The sequence below is a fragment of the Streptomyces sp. NPDC104371 genome, from assembly GCF_055583785.1.
This window is the reverse complement of sequence record NZ_JBVJNF010000002.1, coordinates 749,255-766,750: the sequence shown is the minus strand read 5'-3', so window position 1 is coordinate 766,750 and position 17,496 is coordinate 749,255. Positions and strand designations below refer to the sequence as shown.

The following is a 17,496-nucleotide window of genomic DNA, read 5'->3' as shown; positions in this document are numbered from 1 at the left end:
GATGCCTCCCGAGAAGGCCCGCCCGCCATGGACAACCTCCCGCTTCTGGCCACCGGCGTCACACTGCTCGCCTGTGTCGTCGCCGTCATCGGCGTGCATACGTACTCCACCGGCAAGGCACAGGAACACGTGCTGTACGAGCGGATGGCGCAGAGCGGCGAGCTGCCCGCCGCCCGCCGACGGCGCCCCTTCCGGGGACTGGACCGGCGCCTGCGCCGCACCAAGTTCGGCAAGCGCGTCGAGCGCAAGCTCCACACCACGGGCCTGGACATCACCCCGGGCGAATACGTCGTGTACGTCGTCGCGGGCGTCCTCGTCCTCTACTTCGTGATCAGTTCCCTCTTCGCCTCGTTCTTCGGGCTGCTCGCCGCGCTGCTCGGCCTGTGGGGCGGCAACTTCTTCCTCAACTTCCAGATCGCCCGGCGCAACGAGGCCTTCATCAACCAGCTTCCCGAGCTGACGCGCGTCCTCGCCAACGCCACCCAGGCCGGTCTCGCGCTGCGCACCGCCATCGCCATGGCCGCCGACGAACTGGACGACCCGGCGAGCGAGGAGTTCCGCAAGGTCGCCGACCAACTCGCCGTCGGCCTCTCGCTGGAGGACGCCCTCGCCGAACTCGGCGAGCGGCTGCCGTCCCGCGAGCTGAAGGTGCTCATCTCCACGCTCATCCTGTCCAACCGGGCCGGTGGCGCCATCGTCTCCTCGCTGCGGAACCTCACCGAGACCCTGGAGGAGCGCAAGGAGACCCGCCGCGAGGTCGCCACGCTGCTCTCCCAGGTGAAGGTGACGGCCGTCGCCGTACCCCTGCTGGGCTTCGGCTTCCTGCTGATCCTCAACAGCATGCGCGACGGGGCGCTCGACGACATGACCAACGCCACCGTGGGCAAGATCGCCGTCGTCGCGGCCTCCGGCCTCTACGCCCTCGGCTTCCTCCTCATCAACCGGCTCACCCGAGTCCGCGTCTGACGCCGACCCCACGAAAGGAGGAGAACACCGCATGGAACTGCTGCTCGCCGCCGCCCTCGGTCTCGCCGTCTACGGGGTCTTCCACGGCATACGGCTCTACCGGGGCGAGGCCAAGCTGCCCGCCGACCTCGCCGTGGCCCTGGAGGTCGGCTCCACCCGCACCACCGCCGCGGGCTCCGCCATCGACCGGCTCGGCATGCGATACGCCCCGCGCGTGCTGCGCCTCATGGGTCCCAAGCGCGTCGACAAGGTGCGGCGCAGACTCAACATGGCGGGCAACCCCTACGGCATGACCGTCGACCGGTACGCGGCCCGTCTCGCCGTGTACGGCGGACTCGGCACCCTCACCAGCCTCACCATGCTCATGAGCGGCCAACTCCTGCTGGCCATCGTGTTCTTCGCCTACGGCCTCTGCTGGACGGACGTCACCATCAGGGCGGCCGTGAGCCGCCGCAAGGACGACATCGAACGGACCCTCCCGGACTTCCTGGACGTCCTCGCCGTCGTCGTCTCCGCGGGCCTCGGCTTCCGCCAGGCCCTCGAACGCGTCGCCGAGAAGTACGAGGGCCCCTGGGCCGACGAACTCCGTATCACCCTGCGCCAGATGGACATGGGCGTCAGCCGCCGTGACGCGTTCGACCAACTGCGCAAGCGCAACGACTCCGACCAGGTCTCGATGTTCGTCTCCGCGCTCCAGCAGGGCGAGGAACTCGGCGCGCCCATCGTCGACACGCTCATACAGATCGCCAACGACATGCGCCGCACCGACGCGCAGAACGCCCGGCGCAGGGCGGCCAAGGCCGTCCCCAAGTCGACGCTGATCGTCACCAGCTTCATGCTGCCGGGAACGATGATCCTCATCGCCGTCGGCTTCTACTACGCCTCCGGAGTCGACTTCAACGACCTGCTCGGAAGCTGACACGAGGATCACGGCAGGGCTGTGCACAGACAGGACGGGCAGGACAGACAGGACAGGGAGGAGGTGAACGGACGATGCCACGGCGGCGTACCCTGCGCTCGTTGAACGGCGGCCCGGACGGGGACCTGTCCGCGGCCCGCGACGACGCCCCGGCGCTGCCGATCCAGGTCAACGCCCTGTCGGCACTGTGCCGTCAGCTCTACGGCCTGCGCCTGGTGATGACCGCGCTGGCCGCACCCTTCGCACTGCGCCACGCGCACGGCGACCTGTCCGGCTGGCTCATCGGCTCCGCCGTCCTCGTCACCGTCATGGTGTCGTACGCGCTGCTGCGCGACTGGGAGCGGTTCGGGCCCGTACTGCTGCGCCACCCCTCCGTGCTCGGCGCCGACATGCTGTTCGGCGCGCTGCTGCTGTTCAGCGCCTCGCCCACGTCCACGCTCGCGTACGTCACCATCTGCACGCCGCTGCTGGCGGGCCTGGTGTACGGCTGGCGGGGCGCCGCCGTGTTCGCGCCGCTCCAGTCGCTGCTGGTCGGTCTGGCGTGCGCGGTGGACAACCGGGCGCACCAGGACCCGTTGGCGCTGCTCGTCGTCGGGCTGTGCGTGCTGGCGGGTGCGGTCGGCAGCAGCCTGCGCGGCCTCCTTCTCGGCTTCGGCGCGGCCACCCACGCGCTGACCGAGACCCGCGCCCGGCTCGCCGTCCGTGAGGCCGTCGAGAGCGAACGGGCCCGCCTGGCACGGGAGATGCACGACTCGGTCGCCAAGACCCTGCACGGTGTCGCGCTCGCCGCCGACGGCCTGGCCCACTCCGCCGACAAGCTGGACCCCGGCACCGTCAAGAAGCAGGCCGAACTCGTCGCCCGCTCGGCCCGCCGCGCAGCCGCCGAGTCCCGCGAACTCCTGGCGGACCTGCGCCGGGAGTCCGGCCTGGAGGGCGGCGTGGACATCACCGCCGAACTCGCCGCGCGGACCGCCGACTTCGAGCGCCGCAAGGGCGTACGGGCCAGGTACCGCCCCCTGAACGACATCCCGCTGCCCCCGGTACCGTATGCCGCCGCACGCCAGTTGCTCTTCGTCGCCTCGGAAGCGATGGAGAACGCCCACCGGCACGCCCGGCCGAACCGGGTGGACGTCTCCGCCGGGGTCGTCGGGGACCTGCTGCGCGTCAGCGTCTACGACGACGGCCAGGGCCTGCCCGCGGGCACCACGCTGGACGACCTCAGGAGGGCCGGGCACTTCGGCCTGGTCGGCATGGTCGAGCGGGCGGCGGGCATCGGCGCGCGTATCCGCGTGGGGCGCGGCGAGGCGACGCGGGGCACCGAGGTCCGGGTGGACCTGCCCCTGGCCGCCCTCAGCCCGCAGACTCCGACCGCGCCGCCGAACCCACCATCCGGGACGACCGGACAGCTCCCCGCCATACCGGCCCCGTTCCACCGCGCCGACCAGAGCAAGACACCGCTCCCACCCAAGCGACCAAGCTGAGAGGAGGCCGCACATGCCGGACGACACGTTCCCCTCACCCGGACCGTTTCCCCCGCCGGTCGCGGCACCCGCCGGATCTCCCGGTATCCCGGCGTTCCCCCCGTTCTCCCCGTTCGCCGAGGCACCGCCCGCCCCACCGCTGCGGGTGGTCGTCGCCGACGACAACCCCGTCGTACGTGCCGGACTGACCGCGCTGCTCTCCGGCCGCCAGGACCTGGAGGTGGTGGCCGAGGCGGCGGACGGCCGCCAGGCGTGCGAACTGGCGGTCCAACACCGCCCGGACGTCGTTCTGTTGGACGTCCGCATGCCCGGCGTGGACGGCATCTCCGCGCTGCCCCATCTCGTGCGGATCGCACCCGTGTTGATGATGACGTACAGCCGAGAGGCCGAGATCGTCTGCGAGGCGCTGCGCCTCGGCGCGGGCGGCTATCTGGTGCACGGCGAGTTCACCGCCGACCAACTGGTGGCGGCGGTACGGGACATCAGGGCGGGCCGGGCCCATCTGACACCCACGGCTTCGAACGCGCTGCTCGCCAGCTTGCGGGGTGGCGCGTCCGCCGGGGGCGGTCAGCTTCCCGAAGGACTGGGTACGACCCTCACGGCCCCGGTGGAACATCCGGCAACGGAGTTGAATGAGCGCCAATTTGCTGTCATGCCGTCGCGTGAGCAGGCAGGTGTGGCACATTCGTCTCCGGGTTCTGCGGCGCCCTCCGGGGCCGGAGAAGCACTGGGAGAGCTGAGCCAGCGGGAGGTGGAGGTGATGGAGCTGATCGCGTCGGGCATGACCAACCAGCAGATCGCCGCCACCTGCTTCATCAGCCAGAAGACCGTGAAGAACCACATCAACCGCATCTTCGCCAAGCTGAACGCCCAGAGCCGCGGCGAGGCCATCGCCCTCTGGAACCGTGCGGCACGAGGGGGCCACGGCCGTGGCTGACCACCCCTCCCGCCGGGCCCCGCGCCCCCCTGCCGAGGCCCAACTCCGAGCTTGGGCCCGCGGTTGGGTCCTGGGACCCATGCGGGAGGGGCGTTCCCCGACCTACGTTGCTGCCGTCACAGAGTCGGCCGGCAGGCGGTCGGCCGAACCTGGAGGGGAAGACCATGAAGGACACCGCTCTGAAGGCCGCCACCAACGCCAAGGTCTACGTGGGCACGTGGGCCAACGCGCGCGTCGAGAAGATGAGGGCGCGGGGGGATCGGGGGCAGGGGGCTATCGAGTATGTCGGGATCACGATTCTTGTGGTGGCGATTGTGGTGGCGTTGTTGAACACGAATATGGGCGAGACCATCGCCACCAAGTTCAAGGCAAAGATCAACGAGGTGCTGGGGGGCGAGTGAGCCGACAGGCTCGCGGCGAGGAAGGGCAAGCCGCACCGCTGTACATCACGGTGGTGGTCGGCTTGCTCTTCATTGGGTTGCTCTACTTCGTGTTCGGCAAGGCCGATGTCCGGCGCAACGAGGCCCAAACAGCGGCTGATTCTGCGGCGCTTGCGGCGGCTATGGAATCCAGGGACGGGCTCAAGGCCGGATTGCGTGACAACATCCTCGACATTGATGGTCTGAAGAACTTCCTCAAGGGCGATCCTGCGGGGATGGTGGGTGGTTGCGACGAGGCCCGCCGCTTTGCCGCGCGGAACGACGCCCGGACCGACGGCACCTTCTCCTGCTACAAGCTCACGGATGGCCGCTGGGGATTCACCGTCGAGCTGGAGACCCAGAAGACGGTTGGCAAGAGCGCGCTGCCCGGTACGGACAAGCCTGCAAAGGCCCGTGCCACAGCCGTCATAGAGCCCCTCTGTAGCTACAAGCCCAGCGAGGATGCGCAGCAGCCGGGAGACAAGGGCAATGAGTCCGGCGGAGGGGACAAGAAGCCGTCGCCCGTCACGATCCGGTGCGACGACAAGGACTGGACCATCGATCCCGATCACGAGGACCTCCTGCCGGACCTGTCGGACCTTTTCCGTGTCCGACTGGCCGAGGACTGACCGCCAGCAAACACGAAGGACAAGCGACTCATGATGATTCGGCATGTAGGGAAGCTGCGTCGGGCTGGGGCGGCAGCCATCTTGGCCGCCACGCTGGCCGTCTCGGTGACCGCCTGCAGCAGCAGCGACGACGGCGGCAAGAAGCCGGCGAATGCGGCGTCCGAGAAGCCTGCCGGGAACAGCGACAAGGGCGACGGTGGCAAGACCGTGCCGGATACCAGCAAGGTCATCGCTACCGTGAAGGGTGACAAGGGCATTGAGATGGTCGTATACGAGGCTAAGCGTGACAGCGGTGGATTTCTGACCGTCAATGGCGAGTTCAAGAACACCGGTGGCGAGGTCTTTACGACGCCGGTTAAGTGGAGCGGCAGCGAATCCGCTGTCATGAAGACAGGCCCGTCCTTGGCGGCTATGACCTTGGTGGACTCCAAGGAGAAGAAGCGCTACTACGTTCTGCGGGATACGGAGAACCGGCCGCTGACCACGACCAATTACACGTCCGGCATTAGTGCTGGTGGGTCGCTGCCCTTCTTCGCCCAGTTCCCCGCCCCCCCGGCTGGCACCACCGAAGTCAACCTTGAGTTCCCCGACTTCCCCAGCACCCCGATTGAGATCTCTTGATGAGCGCCGCCACCGCATCCCGTACCCGGCGGGCACACACGCGTTCGGCGGCGGCCGTACTCGCGGGAGCGATCGCGCTCGGTCTCTCCGTCGCCCCGCACGCCCTCGCGGACGACAACCCGTACCCGTCGGCCTCGGCCGATGCGCCGGTCAAGGTGGACCCCAGCGCCCCCGGCCTCAAGATCCCTGCAGGCGCCCAACTCGCCCCGCCGAAGGTGCTGGACATCAAGTCCGTGGTCGAGGACCTCGGTGGTGAGGAACGTCGTGAGGACACGAACGCGGATGTGATGTTCGCGCTCCAGTCCGAGGTCCTCTTCGACAAGGACAGCGCGAAGCTCAACGGCGAGGCGACGGCCCGTATCGCGGATGTCGCCGCCGAGATCAAGAAGCAGGGTTCGAAGACGGTTCGCGTCTTCGGCTTCACCGACAACCTCGGAAGCCACGACCACGGCATGGTGCTGTCGAAGAACCGCGCCAACGCCGTACAGAAGGTGCTGGACGGGGAGTTGAACGACCCGACGATCCAGTTCGAGATCCGGGGATATGCCGAGCAGTTCCCGGTTGCGGAGAACTCGACCGAAGAGGGCCGCAAGAAGAACCGGCGGGTGGAGATCTCCTTCCCGCGCGGCGCGAGCGGTAACTGACACGGTCCGTACGGCACACGAACCTGACGGGGCCCGTCCCACGCTGTCACAGGCGAGGGGCGGGCCCCGGTCGTCGTATCGCGCCTTCAGCCGCCGGACGCGTCGGTGGGCATGGCGATGACGAACACGCCCTTGCCTCGGACTCCTTGGATGATTCCCTCGGCCCGGAGGAGGTCGATGGCGGACACAATGGTCCGGCGGCTGACCGATCCGCCCAACTCCTGCTCCAGTTCGTACTGGGAGGGGATGCGTCGGCCAACCGGGATCTCGCCGCGTCGGATCCGCTCGCGCAAGACGGATGCCAGTTGCACGTACATCGGGATGATGTTCTCCCGATCGATCTCAATCATGCCTCGGCCTCGCCTTCGGCCGCGTCGGAGGGAGGGTCTGCGGTCTCACGCTCGATGACGAAGGACCCCTTGCCGACGACCGTCCGTACGTAGCCCATCTCGGCGAGCAGGACCAGTGTCTTGCGGGCGGTCCCTCGGGCGATCCCGAACTCCTGCATCAGCCGGTCGACACCTGGCACGGCGCGGCCCAGCGGATACACGCCGCTGTCGATTCGAGAGATGAGAACCGCGGCGAGTTGCAGGTACAGCGGGTCTGCTGCCTCCGGGTCCAGTTCGTCGTTCGGGCCGTAGCCCTCCGGGATGTCCACCATGACTCGACCGTAAGTGGCCAGGGAAAACGAAGCGCATCCATGTCATGCCATGGCAGGGCATGACCAGGTTGCGCTACGCTCCCTGGTACGAGAAGACCCCCGCGACGGTAGGCGCCGTCCGGGGGCATGGTCACCAACCCCATGGAGGTTGACGACAGTGAGCATTATCCACGCCATGGCCTGCTGGGTCCTGGACGTAGTCCTGCCCGGTACCGGCACCCACCGAGAGGTGGCGTCATGAACCGGAGCGACGGCACCCCCGTCTGCGTCCGCTGCCAAGCGACCGCCCAGAACCCCGTCGCCGTAGCCACCGTTCACCAGAACTCCGGCCCCGGCTACACCCTGTACGCCTGCCAGGAGTGCGCCCCGCTCTTCCCGGCGCCGGACGCGGGTGCGGAAGGGGAGTCGTGAGGGCCGGGACGCCGCCCGAACCGGGCGCCTCCCGCATCGAGTTGCGTACGTACCGCGTCGACCGCAACGGACAGCGCCTCGGCCCGGACCAGGTTCGCGTCCACGACGGCGCCGCCCAGTCCGCCGTACCGGACACCCTGTGGTGGCCGCCCTGCCGCTGCCCCCGCTGCCGCGAGAGCGAGGTGCCCGCGCGGAGTTGAACAACTCGCCGTCGTAAGAAGGAAGATGGGAGGGGCGACCGTCCAGGCCCGGCACGGTCGCACGGTCGCCCCTCCCGACCGCTACCCCGACCCATGGATCGGAGCACACTGTGATCCGTCAGTACGGTGACGCCTTCAGCCGCGAGCGGGCCGTGGCTGACATCGAGGCACTGCTCGCGACACCCCTGCCCGCCACCGGTCCGACAGAGCGCGAGGAGGACCCGGCCACCGAGGAGTGGAGCCATGACATCGGCGAGGGCTTCGTGCTGGCCCCCCTCTGGGAGAGCAGATGGCTCACCGGCGTCTACGAGGAGGAGTGGGGCGCGGAAGAGGAAGCCGCCGAGTCGAAGGCCCTGGACCTCGCGGCGGAACTGACGCGCCGATGGGGAACGCCCCGGCAGGTCCCGATGCACGTGGCGATGTTCCGCGAGCAGGCGGGCGAGCCCATGCCGCCGGTGCACCAGGCCCTGTGCGACGCGGAGAACTACGGCGACCTGACCGTGTGGGGGCCCGTGCCGGAGGGGCCGGACAAGGCGGACCGCTGGGTGGGGATCTCGGTCGGCCAGTGCGACGGCGACGCCCCGATGGTCCTGATGGCCGTCGTGAGCGACCGGGAGATCGAGGAACTGCCGGAGGACCTCGCCTGATCGCAACGACCCGGCTAGTCGGTACGTACCGACAACCGCACCCCGGCCCGCACCCCCCACCGCTCCATCGCCCCCGCCTCCGCCTCCAGCACCGAGCGGGCGCGCAGCCGGGGCAGGCCCAGACGGCCGGGACGCAGCGTCCGTACCGCCAGCACCGTCAAGTCCCGGTCCAGATAGGCGACATCGATCGTGAACCGCATCCGGAAGGTGTGCACACTCGCGCACGGAGTGATGAGCAGCGCCCCCGCGACACCGTCCCGGCCGAGCAGTCCACGGGCGCGCCTGGCATAACTGGCGGCGACCTCCACCGGGACGTCCGGGGCCTCGGGCGCGGTGAGGGTGCCCGTACCGTTCCGCCACTTCCGCCGTGTCGTCATGGCCCGCAACTCTAGGGCGTACGGGCCGGGGCCGGTGCTGGGCCCGGCGGGCGCCGCGTTGGGCCCACGGGCCCATGACCGCCCGGCCCTCGCCCCCTAAGGTCTCCCAGGTGTACGCCCTGCTGATCACCGCCGCCCTGTGGGGAGCCGCCACCGGGCTGCTGCTCCCGCGTGCCGCCTATCGGCTCTCCGTCGAGCCGGAGGAACCCTGGCGCCGGGCCTGCGCCTCGGGCCACGCCTTCGGACCGGGCCCGCGCGGCTGGCTCGGCCCCGCCTCCTGCGCCACCTGCGCCCCGGCACCGCGCCCCGCCTGGGCCGCCCCGGCCGTCACCGCCCTCGGCTGCGCGGCGCTCACCTGGGCGGCGGGCGTACGACCGGAACTGGCCGTGTGGCTGCTGCTGGCACCGCTGCTGGTCCTGCTCGCGACCGTGGACATACGCGTACACCGCCTCCCCGACCACCTCACGCTCCCCCTGGCCCTGGTCACCCCTGTCCTCCTCGGCGTCGTGGCCCTGCTCCCCGGCCACACCGGCTCCTGGCCCCGCGCCCTGCTGGGCGGCCTCATCCTGGGCGGCGCCTACCTCGTACTGTTCCTGATCAACCCCGACGGCCTCGGCTTCGGTGACGTCAAGCTGGCCGTCCCGCTCGGGGTCGCACTCGGCTGGTACGGCTGGGAGATCCTGTTCCTCGGCGCGTTCGCGGGCTTCCTGCTCGGCGCCCTCTACGGGCTGGCCCTGCTCGCCCTGCGCCGAGCGGGCCGCAAGAGCGCGATCCCCTTCGGCCCGTTCATGATCTGCGGAGCCACGGCGGGCCTGCTCCTCGGCGCCCTGACGGCCTGAACGCGCCGCGCGGCGAGAGCGGCCCACGATGCCCGTGTTCCCGGTGCAGTCCCTTCCAGGTCTGGGGGTACCACCTTGAATATGTCGACGGCGACATATAGCGTGAAAGTGTGGATGCGTTCTTCGCCATCGAGATCGAGCCAGAGGTACGGGCCTGGCTGGAGGCGCTACCGGCCAAGCACTTCCTCAAGGTCGACGAATACGTCGGCTTGCTCGCGGAGCAGGCTGTCGGCCTCGGCGAGCCCTATGCCCGCTACCTCGGCGACGGAGTCCGCGAACTGCGCCCGACCCTCGACGGCGCCGCGATGCGCATCACGTACTGGCTCACGCCGAACCGCACCGCGGTGCTGCTGACCGTCTTCCGTAAAACGAGGATGCATGAGGATGGAGAGGTCAGACGAGCCAAACTCGCCCAGAAGATCTGCGAAGCCGAGCACGGCCCGGCGCACGACGAGTTCGTTCGGATCGTCGAAGAAGGAGAGATCGAGCGATGAACCACAGTCGCTGGAAGATGCTGCGCGAGCGCAAACTCGGTGAGGGATTCACCGAGCCGGAGGACGTGGTCGAGGCCCGGCGTGAGATCCGACTGTCCATGGCCCTGGCGAAAGCCGTGTACGACCGGCGTACCGAACTGGGTCTCACCCAGACGGAACTGGCCGCCCGCGCGGGACTCACCCAGGCGAAGGTCTCTCGGATCGAAGGCTCGGACACGGTCCCCACGCTGCCGCTCCTCGCCAAGTTGGCCACAGCGTTGGATGCCACCCTGAACATCGCCCTGGACAACGATGACACCCAGGTGACCTTCACCGGACACCACACCGACGCGGCCTGAACGGGTCCCGTCGAAGCGCGTGGCAACCCGGTCCCCGTCGGCCCCGCCTGAGTACGGTGGCCCCCGAGCCCGGGACCGAGGTCGGCGAGGTGTGCGATGCGAAAGATCATCCTGATGATGTCCATGTCTCTCGACGGCTATATCGAGGGTCCGGACCGCGAGATCGACTGGCACCTGGTGGACGACGAACTGCACCAGCACTTCAACGACGTCCTGAAGGAGATGGGCGCCTTCCTCCAGGGACGCGTCACCTATCAGCTCATGGCCGACTACTGGCCCACCGCCGACCGCGACCCCGCCGCGTCCGCCCCCGTCGTCGAATACGCCCGGATCTGGCGGAACATGCCCAAGGTCGTCTTCTCCCGGACCCTCCAGCACGCCGACTGGCACAGCACCATCGTCCGGGACGTCGATGTCGAGGACATCCTCGCGCTCAAGGCCCAGGAGGGCGGCGACCTCGTGCTCGGCGGCGCGGACCTCGCCGCCGAGTTCCTGCGGAACGACCTCATCGACGAGTTCCGGATCTACGTCCACCCCGTCCTCGTCGGCTGCGGCAAGCCGCTCTTCCACGAGGCCGAGGCCCACCACCTCACGTCCCTGCATCTGATGCACTCCCGCCGCTTCGCCAACGGTGTCGTGCTCCTGCACTACGAGCGCGCGGCCACGGTCACCTGGTGATCCCTGCTGGGTGCCGCGGTCGTTTGACGAAACCCGGTAATCCGTTTGCCGAACCCCGGACCGGTCGGTAGGAAGATCCACATGACTGGACTCGGCGCTGTGTTCCACCCCCAACTGCCTCCCGAGCGGCTGCGCGCCATCGCGCGGCTCGCGGAGGACTCGGGCCTCGACGAGCTGTGGCTGTGGGAGGACTGCTTCCTGGAGGGCGGCATCTCGGCCGCGTCCGCCGCGCTCGCCTGGACGGAACGGCTGCGCGTCGGCGTCGGGCTGCTGCCCGTACCGCTGCGGAACGTCGCGCTCACCGCGATGGAGGCGGCCACCCTCGCCCGGATGTTCCCGGGGCGGGCCACCCTCGCCGTCGGACACGGCGTCCAGAGCTGGATGGGACAGGTAGGCGCCCGCGCCGAGTCCCCCGTGACCCTGCTGCGCGAGTACCTCCACGCCCTGCGCGCCCTGCTCGCCGGGGAGCGCGTCACCGTCGACGGGCGGTACGTGAAGCTGGACGGCGTCGCGCTGGACTGGCCGCCCACCGAGGCGTTCCCCATCCTCGCCGGGGTCACCGGACCGCGCTCCCTGCGCCTGTCCGGCGAGGCCGCGGACGGCACGATCCTGACCGCGTCCAACGCGCCGGAGCAGGTGCGGCGCGCCCGCGGGCTCATCGACGAGGGACGCGAGGCGGCCGGCCGCACCGACCCCCACCACGTCGTCATCTACCTCCGCACGGCCACCGGCCCCGGCGCCGAGGCCCGCCTGCGCGCCGAGGTCGAGGCGGACGGGGACGGCACGGGGGCGGAGCACGGCGTGGCCGGGGACGCGGAGACGGTCGCCCGAGCGGTCCGAGCGCTCGCCGACGCGGGCGCCGACACCGTGATCCTCCAGCCCACGGAGGACGAGCCGGACCACGAGGCGTTCATCCGCTTCGTCGCCCAGGAGGTACGCCCCCTGGTGCCGTAGCCCGGACTCCCGTACGGACAGGGGGTGTTGAAAGGGCTGTCGGCGGTGACGGGCACCCTCGCGGAGACCGTCCGTGCGGACGAAATCCTGTCGCGCGCTCTCCCGCCCCCTGCGAGGATCACGGCATGACCACCGGCCACGCACACCGCATGTACGAGGACCTCGTCCGCGAAGCCGTCGACGCTCCGGTCGACGGCTGGGACTTCTCCTGGTTCGAAGGCCGGGCCACGGAGGAGCGGCCCCCGTGGGGGTACGCGCGCTCGATGGCGGAGCGGCTCGCGCACGCGTTCGCCGCGCTCGACATCCAGACCGGCGGCGGGGAGGTCCTCGCCGCCGCCCCGGCGCTGCCGCCGCTCACCGTCGCCACGGAGGGCTGGCCGCCGAACGTCACCAAGGCGACCGCCCTGCTGCACCCGCGCGGCGCCGCGGTCGTGGCCTCGCCCGAGGACGCGCCGCTGCCCTTCGCGGACGCCTCCTTCGACCTCGTCACCAGCCGGCACCCGGTCCGCACGTACTGGCACGAGATCGCCCGCGTGCTGCGCCCCGGCGGCATCTACTTCTCCCAGCAGGTCGGCCCGGCCAGCGTCTTCGAGGTCGTCGAGTACTTCCTCGGACCGCAGCCGGAGGAGGTCCGCACCGCCCGCGCCCCGGAGCGCGCGCGGGCGGACGCGCAGGCGGCGGGCCTGGAGGTGGTCGACCTCCGGGAGGCACGGCTGCGCATGGAGTTCCACGACATCGGCGCCGTCGTCCACTTCCTGCGCAAGGTGATCTGGATGGTCCCGGACTTCACCGTGGAGCGGTACGGGCCGCAGCTCCGCTCCCTGCACGAGCGGATCGGGACCGAGGGCCCCTTCGTCGCCCACAGCACCCGCTTCCTCATCGAGGCCCGCAAGCGCTGACCGGCGTGAGCAACGCCACGCGGGCGTCAAGCGTGCGCGCGTGTCGGGGGTCACCCACCCGGAGGACGCGGCCCGAAGGTGACGAGCGCCTCATCCGTCGGCGGATGTTGGCTCGAACACCTCGGAATACCTCGGAATGCCTCGGGTTTCGGCCGGTTCGCCATGAAATCCGCAGTGATTCGGCCAGGGAGGCACGCTGAACGAGCGCCTCCGCGCCCACCGACACGTCGCCGGATGACTCCGGAGAGTAGTTGTGGCACGCCGATGCACGCAGCATCACTCACGAAGGGTTATGGTGGAAACCCCCCCTCGGGCCGGTCCGTCTCCCCCCCACGGACCGGCCCGTTTTTCTTTCCCCCTCCGCGACCGCCGCTGTGCCCGCCTCCGCGCCCCCTTCCAGGCACCTCCTCTGCGCCCTCCGCGCGCCCTTCCTCCACGCCGATTCCGCCCCCTGCACCGGCCCCGGCCCCAACCCCCTTGGCAGGAGCCCTTTTAGCTCCGGGGGTAGTCTTCACCTCGGGGACCGCCATCCGACGGGGACCGCCACATCTGACGGGGATCGCGCACGCCCGCACCTGATCTGATCTGCACGGAGGGGCTGACAATCACGTGAACCTGCGCGACAAGCTGCGTGGTCTGCTGGTCAGGCTGTACGCACGCCGGGTGGAGGGCCACCTGGACCACGCTCAGGTGCCCAAGCACATCGGCGTCATCATGGACGGCAACCGACGCTGGGCAAAGGCGGCGGGCTCGACCGCCGCGCAGGGCCATCGGGCCGGGGCCCACAAGATCGAGGAGTTCCTCGGCTGGTGCGCCGAGACCGACGTCGAGGTGGTCACGCTGTGGCTGCTGTCGACGGACAACTTCGACCGGCCCGCCGAGGAACTGGTCCCGCTCCTCGGCATCATCGAGGACGTCGTACGCACGCTCGCCGCCGACGGCCGCTGGCGCGTGCACCACGTGGGCGCGCGCGACCTGCTGCCCGAGCCGATGCAGAAGGCCCTCAAGGAGGCCGAGGAGTCCACGGCACACGTCGACGGGATAGTCGTCAACGTCGCCATCGGCTACGGCGGTCGCCAGGAGATCGCCGACGCCGTGCGCTCCATGCTCCTCGACGCCCAGGACAAGGGTGTCTCGATGGAGGACCTCGCCGAGTCCGTCGACGTCGACATGATCGGCAAGCATCTCTACACCAGCGCCCAGCCCGACCCCGACCTGGTGATCCGTACGAGCGGCGAGCAGCGCCTGTCCGGCTTCATGCTCTGGCAGACCGCCCATTCGGAGTACTACTTCTGCGAGGTCTTCTGGCCCGCCTTCCGCAAGGTCGACTTCCTGCGCGCCCTGCGCGACTACGCCGCCCGGCACCGCCGCTTCGGCGGCTGAGCGGCGGCCGCACCCCCGGTCACGGGCGGAGCGGGCCCCCGGCGTGCGCCGGGGCGCCCGCCGCCCCTCCGGCGGCGGATGTCACGAGGAGTTCACCGGCGCGCCGTCGTGCGCCGTGGCATGGCGGCGCTCGTTCGAGGGCATAAGGCTAGACAGGTCGACACCCGAACCACGGGTGTCGTATCTCAGCGGGCGGCAGGGGCCGCCTGCCCGGGAGGCCCTTTGCACCAGCGCGACCGTGTGGTCACTGCACGGAGGAAGCGGCCGAGGGCCGGCTTCCGGTCCGTGCGTCGCGGCCGGCGACCGGTCCAGGTCCTCCTCGTCGCTCCCCGACCTCATCCGAGGGGGTACGTCCTTCCGTGGTGACCAGCACACAGCGCCACAAGCCAGATCGGCGCACCTATGTTCTCGACACCAGCGTCCTGCTGGCCGATCCCAACGCCCTGAGCCGCTTCGACGAGCACGAGGTCGTGCTCCCGATCGTCGTGGTCACGGAGCTGGAGGCCAAGCGGCACCATCCCGAACTCGGCTACTTCGCCCGGCAGGCCCTGCGGCTGCTGGACGACTACCGCCTTCGGTACGGCCGCCTCGACGCGCCCATCCCGATCGGTGACCTCGGCGGGAGCCTGAGGGTCGAGCTGAACCACTCGGACCCCAGCGTGCTCCCCACCGGCTACCGCCTGGGGGACAACGACTCCCGCATCCTCGCGGTGGCCCGCAACCTCCAGGCCGAGGGGTTCGACGTCACCGTCGTGTCGAAGGACCTGCCGCTCAGGATCAAGGCGTCCTCCGTCGGTCTCCTCGCCGAGGAGTACCGGGCGGAGCTGGCCGTCACCGACTCCTCCGGCTGGACCGGGATGTCCGAGCTGACCCTGTCCGGCGACCAGGTGGACATCCTCTTCGAGGACGGGCACGTCCATGTCCCGGAGGCCGCGGAGCTTCCCGTGCACACCGGTCTGACCATCCAGTCGGAGCGGGGGAACGCGCTGGGGCGGGTGACCCCCGAGGGCCGGGTCCGCCTGGTGCGCGGGGACCGGGAGGCGTTCGGCATCAAGGGCCGCAGCGCGGAGCAGCGCATCGCCCTCGATCTGCTGCTCGACCCGGACGTCGGGATCGTGTCGATGGGCGGCCGGGCCGGTACGGGCAAGTCGGCGCTGGCGCTGTGCGCGGGCCTGGAGGCGGTGCTGGAGCGCAGGCAGCATCAGAAGGTGATGGTCTTCCGGCCGCTGTACGCGGTGGGCGGGCAGGAACTCGGCTATCTGCCGGGCACCGAGGCCGAGAAGATGAGCCCCTGGGCGCAGGCGGTCTTCGACACGCTGTCCGCGGTCACCAGCCGCGAGGTCATCGAAGAGGTCACGGCCCGCGGGATGCTGGAGGTCCTTCCGCTCACCCACATCCGGGGCCGCTCGCTCCACGACGCCTTCGTGATCGTGGACGAGGCCCAGTCGCTCGAACGGAACGTCCTGCTCACCGTGTTGTCCCGGATCGGGGCGAACTCCCGTGTGGTGCTGACCCATGACGTGGCCCAGCGGGACAACCTGCGGGTGGGGCGGTACGACGGCGTCGTCGCGGTCGTGGAGAAGTTGAAGGGGCATCCGCTCTTCGCGCATGTCACCCTCACCCGGTCCGAGAGGTCCCGGATCGCCGCGTTGGTGACGGAGATGCTCGAGGACATCCCGATCTGAGGCACATGCCCAAGACGTGGCGGTTACTCGCCAGTTGGCGCCGTTCGGCAAAGGTGGAGAGCCTAGCCGGGCGGCGCCTTCGCATGTGAGGGATTCGCGTAATCCACTGGGGTGAGAGGCGTGTGAGCTTTCACACGCAACTCGGAATTGCCACGCGGCGTCAGGTTGCGGCAGAGTCTCCATCCTGTCAGGCCCCGCATACGGCACAGCGGTACCCCCCTGGGGGCACCTCCCACGCCCTTAAGGCAGTGGGGGAGGCACCGCGCAACAGACTTACCAGAACTGCATAGCGCCGTCGTATGCCGCCCGAGCACCACGCAGCGCTCCCGTCAAGGGGGTTGCCACCGGGCCCGTGCCTCCCGTGACCCAGTAGTGGGGAGGCCAGCGTCAGGGGCACGATTGCGTCCGCCAGGGTCACCGAAGCGGACGATGCTGGAAGGAAACCGTGTGAGCCGCATTTCGGTCCGGGGATTCGCAGTGGTCTCGGCCACGGCGGTCACCGCTGTCGGAAGCGTCGTCGGAGTTGCCTCGGGCAGCACCGCGCAGAACAACGACGCCGAGGCGATGGCGAGCGACTCGACGCTTCTCCTCGCGGACATCCCCGCCGGACAGCAGGCCCAGGTACAGACGGCGACCCTGACGCAGCAGGCCGACGTCCAGGCCATCGCCGCGGACACGAGCGCCAAGAAGGACGCCGAGGCCGCGGCCCGCAAGCAGGCGGCTGCCGACGCGATCGCCAAGCAGAAGGCTGCCAAGCAGGCCGAGGCGGACGCCAAGGCCCGCAAGGAGAAGGAAGCCGAGGAGAAGGCGAGCCGCGACGCCGAGCGCGACAAGCTCACCTCCACCAGCGCCTCCGCCGACGCCGCCAGCATCCCCGTCCAGAGCTCGTACACCGTCGCTCAGGTACAGGCGATCGCGCGCCAGATCGTGCCGGCCGGACAGTTCCAGTGCTTCAGCAACATCGTGAACCACGAGTCCACCTGGAACTACCGCGCCGTCAACGCCTCCTCCGGCGCCTACGGTCTCGTCCAGGCCCTGCCCGGCGGCAAGATGGCCTCCGCCGGTGCCGACTGGCAGACCAACCCCGCCACGCAGATCAAGTGGGGTCTCAACTACATGAACGCCAGCTACGGCAGCCCCTGTGGCGCCTGGTCGTTCTGGCAGGCCAACCACTGGTACTGAGCCGGGAGCCCGCCTCCGCGCGCCACTCAACCTCACGAAGCCCCTCGCCGTCTGACGGAGAGGGGCTTCGGCTGTTCCCGATCCTCGGCCCCGGCCATGTACCGTCGGAGCGGACGACTTCCAGGGGGGAGT

General features: G+C 69.9%; 23 protein-coding genes. 20 read left to right on the top strand and 3 right to left on the bottom strand.

Annotated elements, in window-relative coordinates:
* The first annotated feature begins 27 nt into the window (after positions 1-27).
* The 8 genes from ACZ60T_RS09245 to ACZ60T_RS09210 all read left to right on the top strand — a co-directional run bounded on the left by ACZ60T_RS09245 (position 28) and on the right by ACZ60T_RS09210 (position 6,616).
* On the top strand, positions 28-966 hold the full coding sequence (locus ACZ60T_RS09245; RefSeq protein WP_365621572.1) for a type II secretion system F family protein: 939 nt from the start codon (positions 28-30) through the stop codon (positions 964-966).
* 31 nt (positions 967-997) lie between these two features.
* Positions 998-1,885: a DUF5936 domain-containing protein gene (locus ACZ60T_RS09240; RefSeq protein ID WP_469665390.1), complete on the top strand. Its 888-nt coding sequence runs from the start codon at positions 998-1,000 to the stop codon at positions 1,883-1,885.
* Between the two features lie 74 nt (positions 1,886-1,959).
* Complete coding sequence (locus ACZ60T_RS09235; protein ID WP_469665389.1) at positions 1,960-3,366, top strand: sensor histidine kinase; 1,407 nt, start codon at positions 1,960-1,962, stop codon at positions 3,364-3,366.
* A gap of 13 nt (positions 3,367-3,379) precedes the next feature.
* A complete protein-coding gene (locus ACZ60T_RS09230; protein ID WP_469665388.1) occupies positions 3,380-4,303 on the top strand; it encodes a response regulator in 924 nt (307 codons plus the stop codon).
* Between the two features lie 164 nt (positions 4,304-4,467).
* Positions 4,468-4,704 (top strand): hypothetical protein, encoded by a 237-nt coding sequence (locus ACZ60T_RS09225; protein ID WP_469665387.1) that lies wholly within the window; start codon positions 4,468-4,470, stop codon positions 4,702-4,704.
* Positions 4,701-5,351: a pilus assembly protein TadG-related protein gene (locus ACZ60T_RS09220; RefSeq protein ID WP_469665386.1), complete on the top strand. Its 651-nt coding sequence runs from the start codon at positions 4,701-4,703 to the stop codon at positions 5,349-5,351. The genes ACZ60T_RS09225 and ACZ60T_RS09220 overlap by 4 nt, the downstream gene beginning before the upstream one ends.
* Positions 5,352-5,432: 81 nt before the next feature.
* Positions 5,433-5,972, top strand: a complete 540-nt coding sequence (locus tag ACZ60T_RS09215; protein ID WP_469665385.1) for a hypothetical protein — start codon at positions 5,433-5,435, stop codon at positions 5,970-5,972.
* The gene (locus ACZ60T_RS09210) at positions 5,972-6,616 is read left to right on the top strand and encodes an OmpA family protein (protein WP_469665384.1); all 645 of its coding nucleotides are present in this window, start codon (positions 5,972-5,974) and stop codon (positions 6,614-6,616) included. The genes ACZ60T_RS09215 and ACZ60T_RS09210 overlap by 1 nt, the downstream gene beginning before the upstream one ends.
* Before the next feature lie 86 nt (positions 6,617-6,702).
* Here ACZ60T_RS09210 and ACZ60T_RS09205 read toward each other — a convergent pair whose 3' ends face one another.
* Together ACZ60T_RS09205 and ACZ60T_RS09200 are read right to left on the bottom strand one after the other, a co-directional pair.
* Complete coding sequence (locus tag ACZ60T_RS09205; RefSeq protein WP_469665383.1) at positions 6,703-6,966, bottom strand: GntR family transcriptional regulator; 264 nt, start codon at positions 6,964-6,966, stop codon at positions 6,703-6,705.
* On the bottom strand, positions 6,963-7,277 hold the full coding sequence (locus ACZ60T_RS09200) for a GntR family transcriptional regulator (RefSeq protein WP_469665382.1): 315 nt from the start codon (positions 7,275-7,277) through the stop codon (positions 6,963-6,965). The genes ACZ60T_RS09205 and ACZ60T_RS09200 overlap by 4 nt, the downstream gene beginning before the upstream one ends.
* Before the next feature lie 237 nt (positions 7,278-7,514).
* On the opposite strand from ACZ60T_RS09200, the gene ACZ60T_RS09195 reads away from it, so the two are divergent.
* From ACZ60T_RS09195 to ACZ60T_RS09185, 3 genes are all read left to right on the top strand, one after another.
* Complete coding sequence (locus tag ACZ60T_RS09195) at positions 7,515-7,688, top strand: hypothetical protein (protein WP_469665381.1); 174 nt, start codon at positions 7,515-7,517, stop codon at positions 7,686-7,688.
* Complete coding sequence (locus tag ACZ60T_RS09190) at positions 7,685-7,888, top strand: hypothetical protein (RefSeq protein ID WP_469665380.1); 204 nt, start codon at positions 7,685-7,687, stop codon at positions 7,886-7,888. The genes ACZ60T_RS09195 and ACZ60T_RS09190 overlap by 4 nt, the downstream gene beginning before the upstream one ends.
* 110 nt (positions 7,889-7,998) lie before the next feature.
* On the top strand, positions 7,999-8,535 hold the full coding sequence (locus ACZ60T_RS09185; RefSeq protein ID WP_469665379.1) for a hypothetical protein: 537 nt from the start codon (positions 7,999-8,001) through the stop codon (positions 8,533-8,535).
* A gap of 14 nt (positions 8,536-8,549) precedes the next feature.
* Here ACZ60T_RS09185 and ACZ60T_RS09180 read toward each other — a convergent pair whose 3' ends face one another.
* The gene (locus ACZ60T_RS09180) at positions 8,550-8,912 is read right to left on the bottom strand and encodes a DUF192 domain-containing protein (RefSeq protein WP_469665378.1); all 363 of its coding nucleotides are present in this window, start codon (positions 8,910-8,912) and stop codon (positions 8,550-8,552) included.
* A 74-nt stretch (positions 8,913-8,986) separates the two neighbouring features.
* On the opposite strand from ACZ60T_RS09180, the gene ACZ60T_RS09175 reads away from it, so the two are divergent.
* From ACZ60T_RS09175 to ACZ60T_RS09135, 9 genes are all read left to right on the top strand, one after another.
* Positions 8,987-9,751, top strand: a complete 765-nt coding sequence (locus ACZ60T_RS09175; protein ID WP_469665377.1) for a prepilin peptidase — start codon at positions 8,987-8,989, stop codon at positions 9,749-9,751.
* Between the two features lie 110 nt (positions 9,752-9,861).
* Complete coding sequence (locus ACZ60T_RS09170; RefSeq protein ID WP_365621614.1) at positions 9,862-10,245, top strand: type II toxin-antitoxin system RelE/ParE family toxin; 384 nt, start codon at positions 9,862-9,864, stop codon at positions 10,243-10,245.
* The gene (locus tag ACZ60T_RS09165) at positions 10,242-10,583 is read left to right on the top strand and encodes a helix-turn-helix domain-containing protein (protein WP_365621617.1); all 342 of its coding nucleotides are present in this window, start codon (positions 10,242-10,244) and stop codon (positions 10,581-10,583) included. The genes ACZ60T_RS09170 and ACZ60T_RS09165 overlap by 4 nt, the downstream gene beginning before the upstream one ends.
* 96 nt (positions 10,584-10,679) lie before the next feature.
* Complete coding sequence (locus tag ACZ60T_RS09160; RefSeq protein ID WP_365621620.1) at positions 10,680-11,261, top strand: dihydrofolate reductase family protein; 582 nt, start codon at positions 10,680-10,682, stop codon at positions 11,259-11,261.
* Between the two features lie 81 nt (positions 11,262-11,342).
* Complete coding sequence (locus ACZ60T_RS09155; RefSeq protein WP_365621623.1) at positions 11,343-12,215, top strand: LLM class flavin-dependent oxidoreductase; 873 nt, start codon at positions 11,343-11,345, stop codon at positions 12,213-12,215.
* 125 nt (positions 12,216-12,340) lie between these two features.
* Positions 12,341-13,114 (top strand): class I SAM-dependent methyltransferase, encoded by a 774-nt coding sequence (locus ACZ60T_RS09150; RefSeq protein WP_469665376.1) that lies wholly within the window; start codon positions 12,341-12,343, stop codon positions 13,112-13,114.
* Between the two features lie 609 nt (positions 13,115-13,723).
* Positions 13,724-14,497, top strand: coding sequence for an isoprenyl transferase (locus ACZ60T_RS09145; protein WP_365621628.1), 774 nt, complete (start codon positions 13,724-13,726; stop codon positions 14,495-14,497).
* A 359-nt stretch (positions 14,498-14,856) separates the two neighbouring features.
* Positions 14,857-16,182: a PhoH family protein gene (locus tag ACZ60T_RS09140; protein WP_365621630.1), complete on the top strand. Its 1,326-nt coding sequence runs from the start codon at positions 14,857-14,859 to the stop codon at positions 16,180-16,182.
* A gap of 447 nt (positions 16,183-16,629) precedes the next feature.
* Positions 16,630-17,364, top strand: coding sequence for an aggregation-promoting factor C-terminal-like domain-containing protein (locus ACZ60T_RS09135; protein WP_469665375.1), 735 nt, complete (start codon positions 16,630-16,632; stop codon positions 17,362-17,364).
* The last annotated feature ends 132 nt before the right edge of the window (positions 17,365-17,496 follow it).